General features: G+C 51.7%; 17 protein-coding genes. 15 read left to right on the top strand and 2 right to left on the bottom strand.

The window, feature by feature from the left end; translation table 11 throughout:
* The first annotated feature begins 32 nt into the window (after positions 1-32).
* From GQE98_RS17215 to GQE98_RS17200, 4 genes are read left to right on the top strand one after another with little or no spacing between them, the layout of a single operon-like run.
* Complete coding sequence (locus GQE98_RS17215; protein ID WP_161317063.1) at positions 33-1,061, top strand: ABC transporter permease; 1,029 nt, start codon at positions 33-35, stop codon at positions 1,059-1,061.
* A gap of 9 nt (positions 1,062-1,070) precedes the next feature.
* Complete coding sequence (locus GQE98_RS17210) at positions 1,071-1,916, top strand: ABC transporter permease (RefSeq protein WP_161317061.1); 846 nt, start codon at positions 1,071-1,073, stop codon at positions 1,914-1,916.
* Positions 1,917-1,927: 11 nt separating this feature from the next.
* Entirely contained in the window at positions 1,928-2,899 is a 972-nt protein-coding gene (locus GQE98_RS17205; RefSeq protein ID WP_161317059.1) for an ABC transporter ATP-binding protein, read from the top strand.
* Complete coding sequence (locus GQE98_RS17200; protein WP_161317057.1) at positions 2,896-3,927, top strand: oligopeptide/dipeptide ABC transporter ATP-binding protein; 1,032 nt, start codon at positions 2,896-2,898, stop codon at positions 3,925-3,927. Before GQE98_RS17205 ends, GQE98_RS17200 begins: the two co-directional genes overlap by 4 nt.
* 153 nt (positions 3,928-4,080) lie before the next feature.
* On the opposite strand, the gene GQE98_RS17195 is transcribed toward GQE98_RS17200, so the two are convergent.
* The gene (locus tag GQE98_RS17195) at positions 4,081-4,698 is read right to left on the bottom strand and encodes a TetR/AcrR family transcriptional regulator (protein ID WP_161317056.1); all 618 of its coding nucleotides are present in this window, start codon (positions 4,696-4,698) and stop codon (positions 4,081-4,083) included.
* A 485-nt stretch (positions 4,699-5,183) separates the two neighbouring features.
* Here GQE98_RS17195 and GQE98_RS17190 point away from each other — a divergent pair, with 485 nt between their 5' ends.
* A complete protein-coding gene (locus GQE98_RS17190; protein WP_161317054.1) occupies positions 5,184-6,365 on the top strand; it encodes a lipid-transfer protein in 1,182 nt (393 codons plus the stop codon).
* Between the two features lie 101 nt (positions 6,366-6,466).
* Here the strand turns inward: GQE98_RS17190 and GQE98_RS17185 are convergent, their stop codons facing one another.
* Positions 6,467-6,976: a MarR family winged helix-turn-helix transcriptional regulator gene (locus tag GQE98_RS17185; protein WP_161317052.1), complete on the bottom strand. Its 510-nt coding sequence runs from the start codon at positions 6,974-6,976 to the stop codon at positions 6,467-6,469.
* A gap of 557 nt (positions 6,977-7,533) precedes the next feature.
* On the opposite strand from GQE98_RS17185, the gene GQE98_RS17180 reads away from it, so the two are divergent.
* From GQE98_RS17180 to GQE98_RS17135, 10 genes are all read left to right on the top strand, one after another.
* Entirely contained in the window at positions 7,534-8,724 is a 1,191-nt protein-coding gene (locus tag GQE98_RS17180; RefSeq protein WP_161317050.1) for an ABC transporter substrate-binding protein, read from the top strand.
* A 79-nt stretch (positions 8,725-8,803) separates the two neighbouring features.
* Complete coding sequence (locus GQE98_RS17175) at positions 8,804-9,661, top strand: branched-chain amino acid ABC transporter permease (protein WP_161317048.1); 858 nt, start codon at positions 8,804-8,806, stop codon at positions 9,659-9,661.
* On the top strand, positions 9,658-10,605 hold the full coding sequence (locus GQE98_RS17170; RefSeq protein ID WP_161317046.1) for a branched-chain amino acid ABC transporter permease: 948 nt from the start codon (positions 9,658-9,660) through the stop codon (positions 10,603-10,605). The genes GQE98_RS17175 and GQE98_RS17170 overlap by 4 nt, the downstream gene beginning before the upstream one ends.
* Positions 10,602-11,366: an ABC transporter ATP-binding protein gene (locus GQE98_RS17165; protein WP_161317044.1), complete on the top strand. Its 765-nt coding sequence runs from the start codon at positions 10,602-10,604 to the stop codon at positions 11,364-11,366. The genes GQE98_RS17170 and GQE98_RS17165 overlap by 4 nt, the downstream gene beginning before the upstream one ends.
* Positions 11,363-12,064, top strand: a complete 702-nt coding sequence (locus GQE98_RS17160) for an ABC transporter ATP-binding protein (protein WP_161317042.1) — start codon at positions 11,363-11,365, stop codon at positions 12,062-12,064. Before GQE98_RS17165 ends, GQE98_RS17160 begins: the two co-directional genes overlap by 4 nt.
* A 17-nt stretch (positions 12,065-12,081) precedes the next feature.
* Positions 12,082-13,320, top strand: coding sequence for a thiolase family protein (locus GQE98_RS17155; RefSeq protein WP_161317040.1), 1,239 nt, complete (start codon positions 12,082-12,084; stop codon positions 13,318-13,320).
* Positions 13,321-13,341: 21 nt separating this feature from the next.
* A complete protein-coding gene (locus GQE98_RS17150; RefSeq protein WP_161317038.1) occupies positions 13,342-14,892 on the top strand; it encodes a class I adenylate-forming enzyme family protein in 1,551 nt (516 codons plus the stop codon).
* 73 nt (positions 14,893-14,965) lie between these two features.
* The gene (locus tag GQE98_RS17145; protein ID WP_161317036.1) at positions 14,966-16,495 is read left to right on the top strand and encodes an AMP-binding protein; all 1,530 of its coding nucleotides are present in this window, start codon (positions 14,966-14,968) and stop codon (positions 16,493-16,495) included.
* Between the two features lie 336 nt (positions 16,496-16,831).
* Positions 16,832-17,377: a hypothetical protein gene (locus GQE98_RS17140; RefSeq protein WP_161317035.1), complete on the top strand. Its 546-nt coding sequence runs from the start codon at positions 16,832-16,834 to the stop codon at positions 17,375-17,377.
* A gap of 99 nt (positions 17,378-17,476) precedes the next feature.
* A complete protein-coding gene (locus GQE98_RS17135; RefSeq protein ID WP_161317033.1) occupies positions 17,477-18,634 on the top strand; it encodes a hypothetical protein in 1,158 nt (385 codons plus the stop codon).

Raw genomic sequence — 18,634 nt, 5'->3', positions numbered from 1 at the left:
CTTAAATATCGTCAAGGCCGTGGGTTGGAAATATGAAACGCAATGACAAGCTCCGCATAATCTTTGGACGCCTTACTCAGGCTATCCCTTCGATAATTGGTATTATCATTGTGACGTTCATTCTGACCCGCGCCTTGCCGGGCGATCCGGCAGTCTATTTTGCGGGACCGGCGGCCACCGAGAAGTCCATACAGGAAATCAGGACATCTCTCGGCTTAGACAAAAGCATGCTTGAACAGTTCTGGATTTACGCGAGCAACCTTGCCAGCGGGGACCTTGGCGTGTCGGTCAGCACGGGACTGTCGGTCAAGGAAGAGTTGATCAGGCGACTGCCAGCCTCTTTGGAGCTTACATTCCTGGCTCTCTTGTTTTCGATCGGCGTGGCCCTTCCGCTTGGAATTGCAGCGGCCACCCGGCCCAATAGCTGGGTTGATCAGCTTTGCCGGATTGTGGTGACCGCCGGTGTTTCCCTGCCTGTCTTTTTTACCGGCCTGTTTATGGTCTATCTTTTCTATTACATTCTCGGAATAGCTCCGGCACCGCTAGGGCGCCTGGATATCATATATCTGTCACCCCCATCTGTAACCGGCTTCTATACGATCGATGCCTTGCTTGACGGCGATATCGAGACATTTGGCGCGGCTCTTTCGCAAATGATCCTTCCGGCAATCACGTTGGGCATTTTTACCCTCGCGCCGCTCGCCCGGATGACACGCGGTGCGATGCTGCAGGTCTTGTCTTCGGACTTTATTCGAACAGCACGCGCCTCGGGCCTAAAGCGCTCGACGGTTTTATATACCTATGCGTTCCGAAATGCCTTGCTTCCCATCCTGACGACGTTGGGAATGGTGTTCTCCTTTATGCTGGGATCGAATGTACTGGTGGAAAAGGTTTTTGCTTGGCCTGGCATCGGCTCCTTCGCCATTGAGGCGCTAATCGTGTCCGATTATGCGGCGGTGCAGGGTTTTGTTCTGGCAATGGCAATTCTTTATGTCCTGCTCAATTTGACGATCGATATCATTTATACGCTGGTAGATCCGCGCGTTGGACTGGAAAGCTGAGGCGCTGCAATGTCAGAATTTTTAAAACACCTGCGCTATGTATTGACCGAAAATCCGGTAACGCTGATTGCGGGAACCATGTTTGTGCTGCTGATAGTCGCGGCCATTATCGGTCCTGCAATCGTTCCTTATGATCCGATGGCAAGCAGTGCATCGCAAAGCCTGAAGGCACCTTCGTGGGAGCACTGGTTTGGTACCGACCAACTTGGTAGGGACGTATTCAGCAGGATTGTCGTCGCAACCCGGCTTGATCTCTCCATTGCTGTCTCGGCAGTTGCAATTTCCTTTGTCTTCGGGAGTATTTTGGGGTCTCTCGCAGGATTCTTTGGCGGATGGGTAGACCGTATCGTGGGCCGGATCACGGATACAATCATGGCTTTTCCGCTGTTCGTGCTTGCCATGGGTATCGTTGCAGCACTTGGCAATAGCGTGGAGAATATCGTTTACGCCACAGCCATCATCAACTTGCCATTTTACGCCCGGGTTTCGCGCACAGAAGTTAATATCCGACGCTCCTCGGATTTTGTGCTGGCGGCTCGTCTTGCCGGAAATTCGTCGCTCCGCCTGCTTGCAACGCATATTTACCCGAACACCCTTCCGCCGCTGATGGTTCAGGTCTCGTTAAACATGGGCTGGGCGATCCTGAATGCGGCTGGCTTGTCCTTTATCGGGCTTGGCGTCCGGCCTCCGACCGCAGAATGGGGAATTATGGTCGCGGAAGGCGCTGGATATATCGTGTCCGGTGAATGGTGGCTAGCGATTTTCCCTGGGCTCGCATTAATGCTCGCGGTATTTACCTTCAACTTGCTGGGCGATGGGCTGCGGGACCTGATCGATCCAAGACGGCGAACGTGAAATGGAACTCCATGTCTAATTCTGTGCCTATTCTCGATATCAAGAACCTGTCCGTTGAATTCAGGACCCGGAGCGGCGTTGTAAAAGCTCTTGAAAATGTTTCTCTGGAAGTTTTTCGGGGCGAGATCGTTGGTATCGTTGGTGAAAGTGGATCGGGTAAATCCGTCTCAGCACTCACCGCCATGGGTATTCTCGATCCTGCAGGCCATGTCACCGCCGGCTCGATTTCGTTAGGCGGGCTGGATGTCCTTGGCGCGAGCGAAGCTGTTCTGCAGACGATGCGTGGACAACAGGCCTCAATGATTTTTCAGAGTCCTCGTACGGCGTTAAACCCAATCCGTACCGTCGGTAACCAGATTGGTGATGTCTTGCACCGCCATAATATGGCTGATCGCCAGCATCTCCGGGAAATGGTGATAAGGACCCTGAAAACAGTGCGCATTCCCGATCCTGAGCGCCGCTTTGATGCCTATCCCTTCGAATTGTCGGGCGGTATGTGTCAGCGAATCATGATCGCGATGGCGCTTGCCTGCAGTCCAGAACTTTTGATTGCAGACGAGCCAACGACTGGTCTTGATGTTACGACGCAGGCTGCGATCATGGATTTGATCCGGGATCTTTCGAGGGAACGGAACATGGCAACCGTGCTGATTACCCATGATCTGTCGATGGCGGCCGATTATTGCGACAAGATAATTGTCATGCACGCGGGCCATGTTGTCGAAAGCGGTTCATCACATGATTTGTTTACGTCGCCGCGTCATCCCTATACAGCCAAACTCATGAAAGCCACGCCAAACGGTGGTGGCAGCCTTGACGACATTGCCTCAATTCACGGCGGGTTGCCGGATCTGCGTGGATTGCTCCCTCCGTGTCGCTTTTCGGGTCGCTGTGAAAGACATGAAGCAATTTGCGACTCAGGCCCTTTGGACGCTAAAGAAGTATCGCCTAATCATTTCGTTAATTGTCAGAGGCCGCTATGACTGCATTGCTAAAAGTATCTGACCTCAAGAAATACTATGCGCTGGGTGGAAAGGGCCTTTCCGACAATGCCATGGTCTCGTGGGTGCGAAACCGGTTCACAAATGCACCGAAAGAGACGCAAATGCTTCACGCGGTTGATGGCGTGAATTTTGAAATTTCCAAGGGGGAGAGTCTGGGCCTGGTCGGTGAATCCGGCTGCGGAAAGTCGACATTGGTGGCAATGTTGGCAAGGCTTTCCGATAGCACAAGTGGATCAATCAATTTTGCAGATAAGGATATTGGCTCTGTGCCCGCAAAACAATTTCATGCGGAGCCAGAGCGAAGCGAGCTGCAGATTGTATTCCAGGATCCTCATGAGAGCTTGAATCCGCGCTTTACGGCCTTTGATACCATTGCTGAACCGCTTCGCCGGTTGGCGAATCTATCGAGCAAGGCGGAACTGCGGGCGCGTGTTGAGGCCGTTGCGACGCAGGTCGATCTTCCCTTACAGTTGCTCGGCAGGTTTCCACACCAGCTTTCCGGGGGGCAGAAGGCGCGGGTGAACATCGCCCGGGCTATTGCGCTCTCACCCAAATTGCTTATTCTCGATGAGCCTACTTCTGCGCTTGATGTCTCGGTTCAGGCTGTGATCCTGAAACTTCTGGTTCGGCTGAAGCAGGAACTAGGCATGAGTTACCTGTTTGTGTCACATGACTTGAATGTCGTGCGGTTACTCTGTGACCGCGTGATTGTCATGTATTTAGGGCAGATAATAGAGGAAGGGCCCGCCGAAGAAATTTTCACCAATCCGTTGCACCCGTACACACGGGCCCTGATATCGGCTATTCCCGGTCAAAACAAAGAGGATGCGTCCAAATATCGCTTGGAAGGGGATCCGCTCAGCCCTGTTGACCCGGATCCAGAGGCCTGTCGTTTTTATGGAAGGTGCCCGAACGGTACAGACCTATGTACACGCGCGGCACCTGTAAAGATTTCACCCAATCCTGACCATTATGCAGTTTGTCACTTTCCGGTATTATCCGAGTAACTTGTGCTAGCCGCAGAGAACCCTCAATAAAATGTAGGCAACGGCCCTTGTGTTTCGCGTTTATTATATGAAGAAATACAGGAATTTATCCTCATTATAATCCGCGGCTTACAGGAAATGATGCTTTCCTCGAACTACTAGGCCTGAAGGGTTTTAATCACGTGCGCGCAAGCCATTCAGAAAAATTTTGAGGAAATCACGAGCGATAGCGGTGTAAGAGTCACGGGTTCCATTCTGCCGCCAATGCGGTACCCAGTTAAAGGCTCCAAAAAGAGCGGCAGTTGCAATGCGAGGTTCGCACGGAGCTATCGACCCATCTTCAATTCCTTTTTGCAACAAGTCCCGTACGGCATAATCGAGCTTTCTGCGTCCATCCTTTAAAATCTGTCTACTTTCTTCAGATAGAATTCGATCTTTGGACAAAACCAGGCAGGCCCCAAATTCATTGGAGAGTAAATCCATATAATTCCGCATGATCATTTCGATGCGCTCCAGAGGGCGGAGGTTATTATCCTGGCTGTCAGCCAAGGTATCATGCATAAATTCAAGTGCCAGTCGGCTGCATTCAAACAGTATATCGTCTTTATTTTTGACGTAATAGTATAGCGTTCGTTTTGAAACGTTCAGCTCGGAGGCAATGTCTTCCAGCGAAGTTCGATCAAATCCATGTTTGTTAAAGAGCCTGGCTCCTGCGCGCAATACCGCCATTCGTTTTTGCTCACGCAGATCATTCTGGTCTAACTTAACCTCACTCCATACATTTGTGGCCATCTATTCCGCCTTTTCTGCTGTCTCAAGTCTCGCCTGAACGCCCATAATTACATATGCAGGCTGCAAGAAATAGGAGTATATCCCATAATTATTGACATGTAACCCACCAGTGGGGTACATATTTGGAGGGTTAGATGGAAGGATCTAGAAGCGCAGATGCGGCAGATCGAAATCAGGGACAATTTGATGAGATAAATCCATGCAGTTGACGTCAATTGCCGGGCTAGGGGCGCACTGCAAAAGCTGGTAAGAAAAATAAAGATTGTTTCTGAGGTCTGGCGTGATGGCGACGGAAGAGCAGATTGCCAAGCGTTACTGCGAGTTAATCGTTGGATGCAAATGCCCGTGCAGTGAGGAGTTCTGTACTGAGCCGGCGCCTTTTTTACGACTGCCAAGGTCCTGAAAAGAGATCTGTGCTGCCTATTGGGAAAGTAAGGTACGTAACGTCAATTTAATTTATTTAATCATCAGGAAAGAGAGAAGTTATGGGTAAGAAAATTGTCGTCGCAGGCGTTGGAATGACCCCCTTTGTAAAACCGGGACAGAATGAAGCCTATCCTGTCATGGGTGCAAAAGCGATCAACATGGCACTGGAAGATGCCGGAATTGATTACGATAAAATTCAGCAGGCGTATGCGGGATATGTTTACGGCGATAGCACTTGCGGTCAGCGCGTGCTTTATGAAGTGGGGATGACGGGCATTCCTATTGTGAATGTAAACAACAATTGCTCAACCGGATCATCTGCTCTTTTCCTGGCGCGTCAGGCGGTGGAATCGGGTGTGGTTGATTGTGCGTTGGCGGTTGGCTTTGAACAGATGGCGCCGGGTGCCCTTGCGGATGTTTGGACGGACCGGCCAAGTCCATTGGGAAAATTTAATAGTTTGACGGACGAATTGACTCAGGACTTTACCTCACCTATGGCCATCAAGATGTTTGGTGGTGCGGCGGTTGAACATCAGAAAAAGTACGGTACGAAGGATGAAACCTTTGCTAAAATTCGCGCCAAGGCCAGTACCCATGCCGTTCACAATGAAAAAGCAATTTTCCGAAAAGAGGTTTCCGTTGAAGACGTCATGGGATCACCGCGTATGACGAGTCTTCTTACTCGCCTGCAATGCTGCCCGCCAACATGTGGAGCAGGGGCCGCCATCGTCTGCACTGAAGAATTTGCTAAAAGGCATGGTATTGATACAAGTGTTGTGATCACCGGACAGGCGATGACCACAGACTTTACATCCTCCTTCGATAAGGATGACATGATGCGGGTCGTTGGGTATGACATGACGGCCGCTGCAGCCAAGGAAGTCTATGAACAGGCAGGGATTGGGCCGGAGGATATCGATGTTGCTGAGCTGCATGATTGCTTTACGGCGAACGAGCTTATCACCTACGAAGGTCTCGGTTTTGCAGCAGAAGGCGGTGCAGAAAAATTCATCTGGGACGCGGAAAATACATATGGCGGCAAGATAGTTACCAATCCGTCGGGTGGTTTGCTCTCCAAGGGGCACCCTCTTGGAGCAACCGGTCTCGCTCAGTGCTATGAGCTTGTTAATCAGCTTCGCGGTAACGCCGGAAAGAGACAGGCTGAGGGGGCAAGGACAGCCCTTCAGCATAATCTCGGACTTGGCGGGGCTTGTGTCGTTACACTATATCAGGCGGCTTAATGCTCTCCTCCCACGGTGTGTCTTGCTTCGGCAAGACATGCCGCTCCCTTATTCCTTGCAAATGAAAATAAGGGAAGTTTCCTCGGAATGAGTTCGCCGACTTATGGTTTGTTATCATCCAGGAAATAGGTTTTGTTCTTCCAGACGACTTCGAGCTGCTGTTGATTTTTCTCGTTCATCATCGCATAGGCGGTGTGGGCATATCCCTTCGCATTCTCGAACCCGGCTTTCTGATATGCCTGTTTAAGATATTCCGTTTGAGTATCAATGACTCCGCGCCAGGCAGTCCGGCCTTTTTTCGTAAGATACAAATGTCGGCTGCGGCGATCCTTAAGGTCCTCTTTTTGGGTAATAAACCCGTCGCCAATCAAGGTTTTGATGATCGGGCTGATTGACTGCTGGGTGATATTCAAAAAAGCAAGCACTTCCCTTATCGTCGCGCCGGGCTTGCGTTGGAGTACATAAAGCACCCGAAAATGTGGGCGGCGAAGACCTATGGATTTAAGATACTCATCTCCAACCTCAAGCAGACTATTATACCCAAGATACATGACCGAAAACAGCCAATGCGCATGATCCTCGGGGCAGAGGTTGTTTTCGTCCAACGACATTCTGGCGCTTCCTCCTAATCTGTGAGAGGCAATTGAAAGTGAATTGCCCCTAATTTGCGTTCTGTGTCCAAAGACGTCAGGGCACATGATAGCATGAAACCGGTCCGAAAAAAGGCTGCTGGGCCGTTTCTCGGATTTGGTCTGTGCTGCCGTCCATCCATGCGCCGTCCAATAAGTCCGTAAGCCCTCTCTGGGTGGGTTGGGCGCAATCTTTGAAATTTGTATTTACAACAGCGTAACTTATTAGGTCAATTATATTGTTATAAATATGCCCGTTGCTTCATGCCCGGCTAAGTTCCGTTACGCGACGGTGTCGCATGTGATGAGAAAAGAACTACTTTAAATTGTATATCCAGAAAAGCAAAGGGGGCGGAAACTGCATTATCAGATACCTCAATCAAAATACAACAAACAGTTTGACTTAAACAGGTATCCTGTTATATAATTTTGCGCATCTGACGGATCGCGTCGTGAATGCGGCGTGTGCAATAAAAGATCAAAAAAGTGGGTGGGCAAACAGCCTGTAATCAAACCTTCTGCATTTCAAGGGAGAGATCATGAAAATAGTTAAGTCTACGATTCTATCGGCTGCTTGTGCTGCTGTGCTCGCTTTTACGGGCGGCAATTATGCAATGGCAGATGAGCCGGAATCCTTCAAAATTGGCGCAGTTCTGCCGTTCTCCGGGCCTTATGGTATTATCGGTAAGGGTATGAAGCAGGGCGCGCAGCTTGCGATTGAAATGCGCGGTGGAGAGGTTCTCGGGAAACCTGTCGAGGTGACATGGGAAGATAGTGAAACAAAACCACAGCCGGCTGTGCAGAAGGCAACGCGTTTGATTTCATCCGGCGCGCAGATGATTTTCGGTGCGGCGAGTTCTGCCTCGACGGCGGCATTGCAGGGTATCACCGAGCAACGTAAAATACCGCTTCTGGTGACCATATCGGCGGATGATAAAATTACGCGCGCAAATGGTTATCGCTATACTTTCCGGACATCCAATACACTCGGGATGGAGATCCGTATGGCGCTTGAATTTACCAAGGCTGCCGGTCTCAAGAAAGTCTATGGTGTTGGTGCCGATTACGCGGTTACCCGGGATGGCTGGGATGCTTATAAGGCGGCCGCAGAAGAGGCAGGTGTTGAAATAGTCGGCATTGATTATCCGCCGCTCGGCAATCGCGACTATTCGGTCATTATCGACAAGATATCCAAAACAGACGCGGATGGTGTCATCCTGATTGTGACGGGAAGTGATGGTGTTACTTTCTTGAAGCAGGCCGGTCAGGCAGGACTTGGAAAGAATAAGGTTTTGTTCGGCCCGGTCTTGCAGGATGAAGTTCTTGCAGCTGCCGTCGGTCCCGATGCCGTGGGCGCGGCCTCCGGTGTGCGTTATCACTACTCTCTCGATAATCCTGCCAACAAGGCGTTTGTTGAGGCCTATCGTGCAAAGTATAACGAATGGCCGGATAGCTTTGCCGGCGAAGCCTTTGATGGCATGAGCTGGTTCCTGGATGCTGTTGACAGCACAAATTCCTGGGACCGGGAAGAGTGGGTCAAGGCGTTTGAAGGAAGCGTCCGCGAGAATTCCGTCGAGGGGCGTAAAGAAATGCGTGCCTGTGACCATCAGGCCCTGCAGGTTGGCCTCTGGGGTGTCGTTGAAAAAGGCGAGGCGCCTTATCCTGATCTCAAGATGAAGATCACGAATATCTTCCAGCCTGACGTTCTCTTCCCGGCGTGTGAAGAATAAGCGGGCTTAAATTTACGGGCGGCCGCGAGGATCTTGCTGCGGCCGCCTTTATCTCCATTCCAGGTTAGGTGATACGGCTATGTCTACCATCGTGATAGGCCTGTCCATGGGTATGCTGCTGTTTCTGTTGGCAGCAGGATTGACCCTTATTTTCGGCATGCTACGGGTAATCAACTTCGCTCACGGCTCGTTATATATGCTGGGTGCATATCTCGCTTTCCAGATGGTGAGTGTCACTGGAAGCTTCTGGGCGGGATTGGTTGCTGCTCCGATCATAGCGGCCATTATCGGCGCGCTGATGGAGCGTATCGCGCTTCGGCCGGTTTATGACCGTGACCATGTATATCAGCTGTTGTTGACCTTTGGGTTTATTTTGGTGCTGGACGAAGCTGTCCGGATTATCTGGGGCCTGGAATACAAGCAGATGTATCCGCCGGAACTGTTTGCCGGCGCAATAGAGATGTTTGGTAGCTCCGTCCCGAGTTACCGCCTGTTCATTATCGGCTTTGGTGCCGCTGTTTCGGCGGCCCTGTTTTTCATGCTGGACCGTAGCCGGTACGGCATGATCATTCGCGCGGCCAGCGGCGACCCCGAGATGGTACGGACACTTGGAATTAATGTTTCATTGGTTCGTACAGGGGTTTTCTCCTTCGGCGCTGGCCTCGCGGCCCTAGGCGGTGCGGTTGCCGGACCCTTGTTCCCGATTGAGCTTGGCATGGGCTTTAACATTATCATCGACAGCTTCATCGTCGTCATCATTGGTGGCCTTGGCAATATTCGCGGAGCCGTTATGGCCGCGCTTCTGATTGGGATGACTCGTGCTCTTGGTTATAGCTACGCGCCAAGCTGGGTCGATTTTCTAACCTTTATTCTGTTGATTGGAACACTCATCCTCCGACCCGAGGGATTGTTCAGTCGCAAGGGGCGTACGGCATGAACGCGCAACGCTTTTTGGCACTCATCGTTGCCATCATTATTTCCGTGCCATTGTTATTCCCGGGGGGGCACAACATTGGCCTGGTGAACGCTATCCTGATCTGGTCGATCTTTGCCATCGGGTTTGATCTGGTGTTTGGTATCGCGGGAATGCTCTCCTTCGGGCATGCGGCATTCTTTGGTGTCGGGGCCTATACACTCTCTCTGCTGACAATGCGCATGGGATGGGATTTTCTGCCCGCCCTAGGCGCAGCCGGGGTGATCGGTGGCGCATTAGCGCTGGTATTCAGCTATTTCGCGATCCGCGTATCCGGGCTGTTTTTCGCGCTTCTGACACTCGCTCTGTCACAGTTGATTTATATCATGGCCGGTACAAAACTCCGTATGCTAACGGGGGGTGTTGACGGTATCGCAGGTGTGCCGCGCCCGGATCTGTTCGGTATCGATTTCTATGACGATGGGAATTACTATTTCTTCCTGCTGGCGCTTTTTGTCCTTGCGCTGCTGATCTCTGGTCTTATCCGGATATCCCCACTGGGGCAGGCACTGAAAGCCATTAAATCCAATGAAGTGAGAGCCGAGCAGATAGGCTTTAATGTTCAGCGTCTGCAACGGTCAGTCTTCACAATTTCCGGCATTTATGCCGGGGTGAGCGGTGGCTTGCTTGCGTCGCTGATTTTCTATGTTGGCCCGCAGATGCTGCATTGGAGCACGTCCGGTGATGTGGTGATCATGGTGCTGCTGGGTGGTATGGGATCCTTGTTCGGGCCCATTCTCGGCGTTGCCATCTTCGAAATCATGCGTGAATGGCTGTCGATGCAGACCTCCCACTGGTACGGCATCCTTGGTCTTGTTTTCATAATTTGCACCATTGGGATGCCGAAGGGGATCGCGGGGCTGATAATACAGCTTTGGGACCGGATCATGCCGGGAGGTAAGTCATGAACGCTATAGCCGAGAAAAATTCCATTTTGCGTTGTGAGGACATCGAGGTTTCCTACGGTGCCTTCAAGGCGGTCTCAAATGTCAGCTATGATTTCAAGCCCGGCTTGCTTTATGGCCTGATCGGCCCCAATGGCGCGGGGAAAACAACGCTTATGAATGCGCTCTCTGGACGGGCAAAGCTCAGCAAGGGGCGCGTATTCCTCAATGATCAGGAAATAACGGGGAAATCGCCTCATGCCCGGACCTGGGCGGGGCTCGGCCGGAGTTTCCAGATCACGCAGATCTTCGCAGAAATGACGGTGTTCGAAAATCTTCGGCTTGCGGCGCAGGCCCACCGCTTCAGGCTGCAGCCTTTCTGGCGCCCGGTCGGGAAGTTCAAGGAAATTGCCAATGATGCGGAACGGGTCCTGTCTGAGATCGGTCTGGAAGGGTTTGGTCATGTCAACGCCGGAAGCCTGTCTCACGGGGATCAGCGCGCCCTCGAAATTGGCTTGGCGTTACTGAGTGAACCGAAAGTCCTGTTACTGGATGAACCACTTGCCGGTGTTGGCCATGATGTTGTGGAAACGGCCGTTGAGTTGATCCGCAAGGTATCACAGGGCCGGACTGTCCTGCTGATTGAACATAACATGGACGTGGTGATGGAAATTTCCGATGAGATTATCGTCATGCTAGCAGGCGAAGTTCTGGCGTCTGGCGAGGCGGAAACGATCAAGCGGGATCCGCGCGTCCGCACAGCTTATCTGGGAGAGGAAGAATGAGCCTTCTGGAAATGCAAAACTGCGATGTTTTCTATGGCAAGGCTCAGGCATTGCATGATGTTTCAATATCGGTTGAAGAGGGGGAAATCGTCTCTCTGATTGGCCGAAATGGCGCCGGTAAAAGCACCTTGCTGAAGGCGATCATGGGGTTGAACCCGATTGCCTCCGGGAAGCGTATGTATGACGGCCGGGATGCAACCCGGCTTTCCACTGAAATGCTGGGTCGTTCGGGCATTGCCTATGTGCCGGAGGACCGGCGGATTTTTGCGACGCTCAACGTTGACGAAAATCTGCGGATTGCAACGGTGATGGGCCGGGAAGGCGCGTGGAACCTAGAGCGGGTGTATGACCTCTTCCCGCGGTTGAAAGAACGGATGACGTCGCGCGGCGACACCTTGTCTGGCGGAGAGCAGCAAATGCTCGCGGTTGGCCGAGGGTTGCTGACCAATCCGGAACTGCTGTTGCTGGATGAGCCGACAGAAGGCCTTGCCCCGCTGGTTGTCGAGGATCTTATCAAGGCTATGGCCCTCATTAACGCCGAGGGCGTTGCAATTCTGCTTGTTGAACAAAACCTGAAGGTGCCGCTTAAACTGGCCAAGCGCCAATATCTGATCGACAACGGCCATATCCGCTGGTCCGGCAAGACGGAAGACCTCCTGGCAGAACGGGAAAAAATCGAAGGACTTATAAGTCTCTAAAATCGGGAGTTAGACATATGTCAGACGCATATATCATCGGCATCGGAATGTCGCAGTTTGGTAAGTTTTTAAACCGTTCCGTCAAGGACATGACGAGAGAAGTGGTCGCCGAAGCGTTGGAAGACGCCGGATTGGACCGCGAGAGCATTCAGGCCGCATTCTTTGCCAACGCCTCCCAGGCGGCAGTTGAGGCGCAGTACTTGGTGCCGGGACAGATTGCCCTGCGTTCCGCTGGTTTTGAGGGGATTCCGATTACTAATATTGAGAATGCCTGCGCCAGCGCCAGTACGGCCCTCAACTCAGCCTGTGCCTATGTACAATCAGGGCAAGGCGATATTGCGTTGGCAATCGGAACTGACAAGATGAACTCAACCGACCGTGCCCGTTCCTTTGCGGTATTTGACGGCGGCTGGGATGTTCATACGGCAGATGAATCCATTGCCCGGTTGCGGGAAATGTCAAAAGACCTGCCCTTGCCACCAGATGCGGAAGATAATGGCGGACAACGCAGCGTCTTTATGGATGTCTACGCATCGCTGGCGCGCAATCATATGAACGCATTCGGCATTACACAGGCCCAGATTGCGGCCGCCTGTGCAAAAAACCATACGCATTCCCAGCATAACCCGAAGGCGCAATACCAGAACAAGATGACAGTGGAAGAAGTGCTTAAGGATCGCCCGGTTGCCTGGCCACTGACACTTGCCATGTGCGCTCCGATCAGTGATGGCGCGGCGGCAGCAATTGTGGTTTCGGAGGAAAAGGCGCGCCAGCTTGGTATGGGGCGTGCCGTACGGATTGCAGCCTCTGTCCTCCGGTCGGGGACAAACCGGAAGCATGACGAGTTCAACAAGCAGATTACGCATCTGGCCGCAAATGCTGCCTATGAAAAGGCGGGCCTGTCGCCGAAAGATATGGACGTAGCCGAAGTCCATGATGCAACGGCTTTTGCTGAGTTGCTCCAAGTCGAGGCTTTGGGCTTCTGTGAATTCGGGGAAGGCGGGCGCCTGTCCGAAGAAGGTCATACAACGGTTGGCGGTCGCATTCCTGTTAATCCTTCTGGGGGGCTGGAATCCCGCGGGCATCCCATCGGGGCCACCGGCCTTGCGCAGGTTTATGAACTCGTCACGCAGCTGCGCGGGGAGGCGGGCCCTCGTCAGGTGGATAGGGCGCGCACCGCGATCGCCGAAAACGGGGGCGGATTCCTTGGCTATGAGGAGGCCGCCGCCTGCATCACCATTCTACAGAAGAATTAATAGACGACGGGAGAGAATTTCATGCGTGTAATTGATTACTTCGATCGCGGCGTTGCGCTGGACCCGGAAAGGATCTGCCTGAAAGACAGCAGCATTTCGCGCAACTATGCGGAGGTGCAGGAACGCAACTACAGGATCGCCAATGCGCTGATCCGTCTGGGTGTGAAGCCTCAGGTGAAAGGCGCTGTTTTTAGTTCCAACGCCGTGCCGGCATTTGAATGCTGTCTTGGTATGTTACGCGCAGGTATCGTATGGGTTCCGCTCAACGCGAAAAATGAAGTCAAGGAAAACGCCTATATCCTTGATAACTGTGATGTGGAAATACTTTTCTATCATAGTGAATTCGAGGAAAAAGCCGGAGAATTCGCCAAGCTTTGCCCGAAAATCCAGCATTTAATCTGTATCGATAAGTCGGGTGGTCGCGGCGTCTATCTGGAAGACTGGATAGAGGGTGAGGAGAGCACCGATCCGGATATCGCAAGCGATCAGGATACATTAGCCTCTATCTTTTCATCCGGTGGAACAACGGGCCTTCCAAAGGGTGTGCTCTGGACCAACCGTATATGGGATGCCATGATTACGGCCTTCTATACTACGATGCCGATGAAGAAATCGCCGGTTCATCTGGTTGTTGCCCCGATGTCCCATGCGGCGGGTGTGCTTGCCATTCTCTCTATGGCGAATGGCGGAACTCAGGTCATTCTTCCGCAGTTTGATGCGGAAATGGTTGCGAAGACAATCGATAGTGAGGGGGTAACGCATCTCTTCCTGCCGCCGACGGCGATTTACATGCTGCTCGCCTATTCGGATGTAAAGAAATTTGACTACAGCAGTCTGGAGCATTTTATCTATGCTGCGGCGCCGATGTCAGTCGACAAGCTGAAGGAATGTCTGGATATTTTTGGTCCGGTCATGAGTCAGTCTTTCGGGCAGGCCGAGGCACCCATGTTCTGCACCTATCTTTCACCTCAAGATCATCTCGTAATAGGTAGTAATACAAAGGAAAAACGTCTGGCAAGCTGCGGGCGCCAAACCCTGCAGACCCGTGTCCGGATAATGGATGATGAGGGCAATCTCCTGCCGCCGAATGAACGCGGGGAAATTGTCGTGCAGGGAAATCTGGTGATGACAGGTTACTATAAAAACCCGGAAGCGACCGAAGAAGTCTCTACCTTCGGTTGGCACCATACCGGTGATATCGGTTATCTCGATGAAGATGGGTATGTCTACATTGTTGACCGGAAGAAGGACATGATTATTACCGGCGGCTTCAACGTCTATCCGAGTGAGATTGAGCAGGTGATCTGGGGACATCCTTCCGTTCAGGATTGTGCCGTCATTGGTGCTCCCGATGAAAAATGGGGCGAGGCGGTAAAGGCGGTGATTGAGCTAAAACCCGGTTGCAGCCTTGAGGGGGAGGAGATTATCAGCCTCTGTAAGAAAACCCTTGGCAGCGTAAAGGCACCGAAGTCCGTTGAAATCTGGAAAAGCCTGCCGCGTACACCGGTCGGGAAGGTGCGGAAAAAGGATATTCGCGCCAGCTTCTGGACCAATAACGAGCGGGCAATCTAGCATCTCGAAGTGAGGGGCTGACGGTCGAAACATATGACCCTGAAACAGCAATAATAACTGGGGACGTAATGTAATGAATATTTCAGATTTTCTATCGCGTGTAGCACGGGTTTATGGCGATAAACCCGCCGTCTCCCTCGGGACGACACAGCTCCATACCTACAGCGAGTTTGCCGACCGTGTCCAAGGCCTCGCGGGGGCTCTTCGTGGTAAACTTGGGCTGGGCGAGGGGGATCGGGTTGGTCTCGCCATGTTAAACACGCCGCAGTATCTGGAAATTCTGGTAGCATGCTGGCATGCGGGACTATGTGTCGTCCCCATGAATTCCAAACTTCACCCCAAGGAATTTGCCTATATTATTGATAATGCAGGCGTAAAAGTTTGCTTCGTCACTGGAAATCTGATTGACGGTATCAGCGAGTCTTTGGAAGCGATCGACGGGTTTGAGCGGGTGCTGTGCGTAAATGACGATGCATATGAAGCTCTGCTAAGGCACCCACCGATTGAGATGGTGGATGTCTCAGAGACGGACCCAGCCTGGATCTTCTATACAAGCGGAACGACGGGGCAACCGAAAGGGGCGACGCTCACACACCGGACTTTACTGGGTATGACACTCAGATATTACGCGGACGTCGATCAGCTTTCCCCGGAGGATACCTATTTTCATACGGCCCCTATGTCTCATGCGGATGGATTATATGCCATTCCACATCTAATCAAGGCGTCGCACCATGTCGTGCCGGAAAGTGGCGGTTTCGACGTAGAGGAAATTTTTGGACTTCTTGAAACCTACAAAAATGCGACCTTCATGGCGGCACCGACAATGCTGACGCGGATGACGAACCATCCGAAGGCAGGCTCTGCCAAGTCTGAGAATATCAAGACAATCTACTACGGTGGCGCGCCGATGTATCTGGAGGATACCAAACGCGCCCTTGCGACATTTGGGCCCTGCCTGATCCAGATTTTTGGGCAGGGGGAATCTCCTAATACCGGCACCAGCCTCAGTAAACAGCTTCATGCCGATTACGATAACCCGAAGTATGAAAAGCGCCTCTCCAGCGTTGGCCTCCCGCGCACAGGCGTTGAAGTCAGAATTGTCGATGAGGAGGACAATGAAGTCCCGACCGGGGAACTCGGTGAGATTGTCTTGAAAAGTGACGTCGTCATGGCGGGATACTGGAATAATTCGGAGGCAACAAGCCAGGCGATCCGGGATGGATGGCTTCATACCGGGGATGTCGGGTTTCTGGATCAAGACGGTTTTCTCACCCTGAAAGACCGGTCAAAGGATATGATCATCAGCGGCGGGACCAACATTTATCCCCGCGAGATAGAGGAAGTTCTGCTCCTGGACAGCCGGCTGGATGAAGTATCGGTTGTTGGGCGCCCGGAACCGGACTGGGGTGAGGAAGTTGTCGCCTTTGTTGTTCTGAGGGAAGGGGAGACGGTTACTCCTGAAGAGTTAGAAGAGCTCTGCCTGAATAACATTGGCAGGTTCAAGCGGCCGAAAGAGTATTTCTTTGTCGATGAACTACCGAAAAGCAACTACGGAAAAATCCTGAAAACAGAACTCAGGAAACAGTTAGCGGAAAAGTAAACTGGCATAACCCTCTGTAGGGGCAATGCTACACTAGCTTCCAGCAGGCGAAGAATTTTCTGCGAGCTTTTCTCGCAACAAATATCTGTGCCGCATTCTGATAACAGATTCTCTATATCCCGATAACTCAGTATAATTGGGCGCTAGTTTCCACAAACACTGTGTTGATGTTACAATACCTGCACCATACGGTAACGCGGCGATGTATCGCATGAAGTTCCTTTTTTCTCACATCGACGTTATGATAGATTTTATTTGAACATTAATTCTACTATTGTCTGTTGAAAGTCTATTTTGATAATGAAAGTAACTGTTTCATCTTTAGCTGCTGTTCTCATGGCCGTTCTGTTAGCCGACATCAATGCTGCTATCGCGCAGGCAACAGGGATGGGGGAAGATGAGCAGGATTGCAAGGAATATGGGGTTGATTACAGCCGGACAGAAGGATTGACGAAGGAAGAAATTACGGACCGGATGGATAAGGCTCTGTTTGAATCGCTCAATAAGTATGATGATTGCTTGCAACATTCACAATCTGGCGGGGCGGCTTCCGCGAGCGGGGGAAGCGGAGCCGGGGCCGAGACTGATGCGGGCACCTCATCATCAATGGCATCCACCGGAATCCAAGGGACAGAAACAAGTAAAGCCACGGAGCAGTCCAGCCAGGCCGAAGCTGTGACTGCTGATGATGGAAGAACGGAAGAACAAAAGCAGGTTGAGACCTTGCAAAATGGCAAGCTGCCTGATGACATTCCACCATCAGATAATGATACCGTGCTGCAGCAAAAAGTGAAAGAAGCGGCAATAAATGAGCCCGACCCGGATAAACGCGCCAGGTTGTGGAACGAGTATCGAAAGCTGAAGGGTTTGTCGCAGATTTAGGGTATTGGATAAGATGAAAGAATTACAATGATTGTTCAGCGTTCGGTTGGGTGGCTACTCCTAAGCTGCTTTATGTTGACGAGCTGTGTGACACCAGGAATGTCGACTCGCGTTGGCCCTCGGGTATCCAGTGAAGTTATGATGGCGACCAAAGTAGACCCGAAATCGGCAAAGCCGAAGCTTGATGTGGTCATCCCGGTGTTCGACCCGGGTATCCCCGAGGATGATTTTGAACTTGACGATGAAGAAGAGATTTGGCCGGAACTTCGACGGGCGGAGGCCGTTCGCTTTGCTCTGAATCTAAAGGAAAAACTGGAAGAAACAGGAAAGTTTGGTGCGGTTCGCGTGACACCGAACGCCGAGGCCAACGGGGATTTATACGTCCTCGGCCGGATTGTGGAGTCCAACGGGCTGGATGTGGAAATCAGCGTGGATGTATACGATATTTCCGGGGCGAAATGGTATGATGAAGACTATGACCATGAAGTGCCGGAAAAGTTTTTTAAGTCTATCCGAAATAAGGGCGTGGATCCTTATGACCCTGTTTTCATAGAAGCCGCCAACGATCTCGTCGAACATCTGGATGACGCGGATGGAACCGAACTTGCCTTGTTGAAACCTGTAACGGAAATGCGGTTTGGCGCCAATTTTTCTGAGGAAGCATTTTCCGAGTATATCAGAGAAGAAGACGGCGAAATTGAGTTGACCGGCTTACCAAGCGAAGATGATCCCATGCTGCGACGCATCAGGGCGATCTGGGTCCGGGATCAGCTCTATGTGGATAATCTTCAACAGCATTATGAGGCTTTCGATGCCAATATGGGCCCAAGCTATGCTGTTTGGCAGCAACAGAACCAGGAAACTCAAATCGCGCTGAATGAAGCAAGGGTCAAGCAGACGACGCAAATCGTTGGCGGCGTTCTTCTGGCAATTTTGGGAGTTGGGCTTGCGGTGGCGAGCGGGAACAGTGGGAATTACGGCAGATCCTCAGGGGCTTTGGCAGGAGCGGCCGTTGCTGGTGTCGGATCCGCGGTCCTATTTTCTGAAGGCTTTAAAACAGGCAATGAAACGAAGTTTCATGCAAATACTCTTGAAGAGCTGGGAGAATCCGTGGACGCAGAGCTGGCACCACAGGTTGTCGAGTTTGAGGGCGAGACTAAAAAACTTACGGGTAATGCGGCAAAACAGTTTGCAGAATGGAGGGAATTTCTGAAACAAATCTATGAACAGGAAAAGACTCCGGAAAAGCAGCTTTAA

This window comes from Sneathiella litorea (assembly GCF_009882915.1).
GTDB lineage: Bacteria > Pseudomonadota > Alphaproteobacteria > Sneathiellales > Sneathiellaceae > Sneathiella > Sneathiella litorea.
Note: the sequence above shows the minus strand (reverse complement) of the source record. Positions and strands in the feature narration are given on the sequence as shown.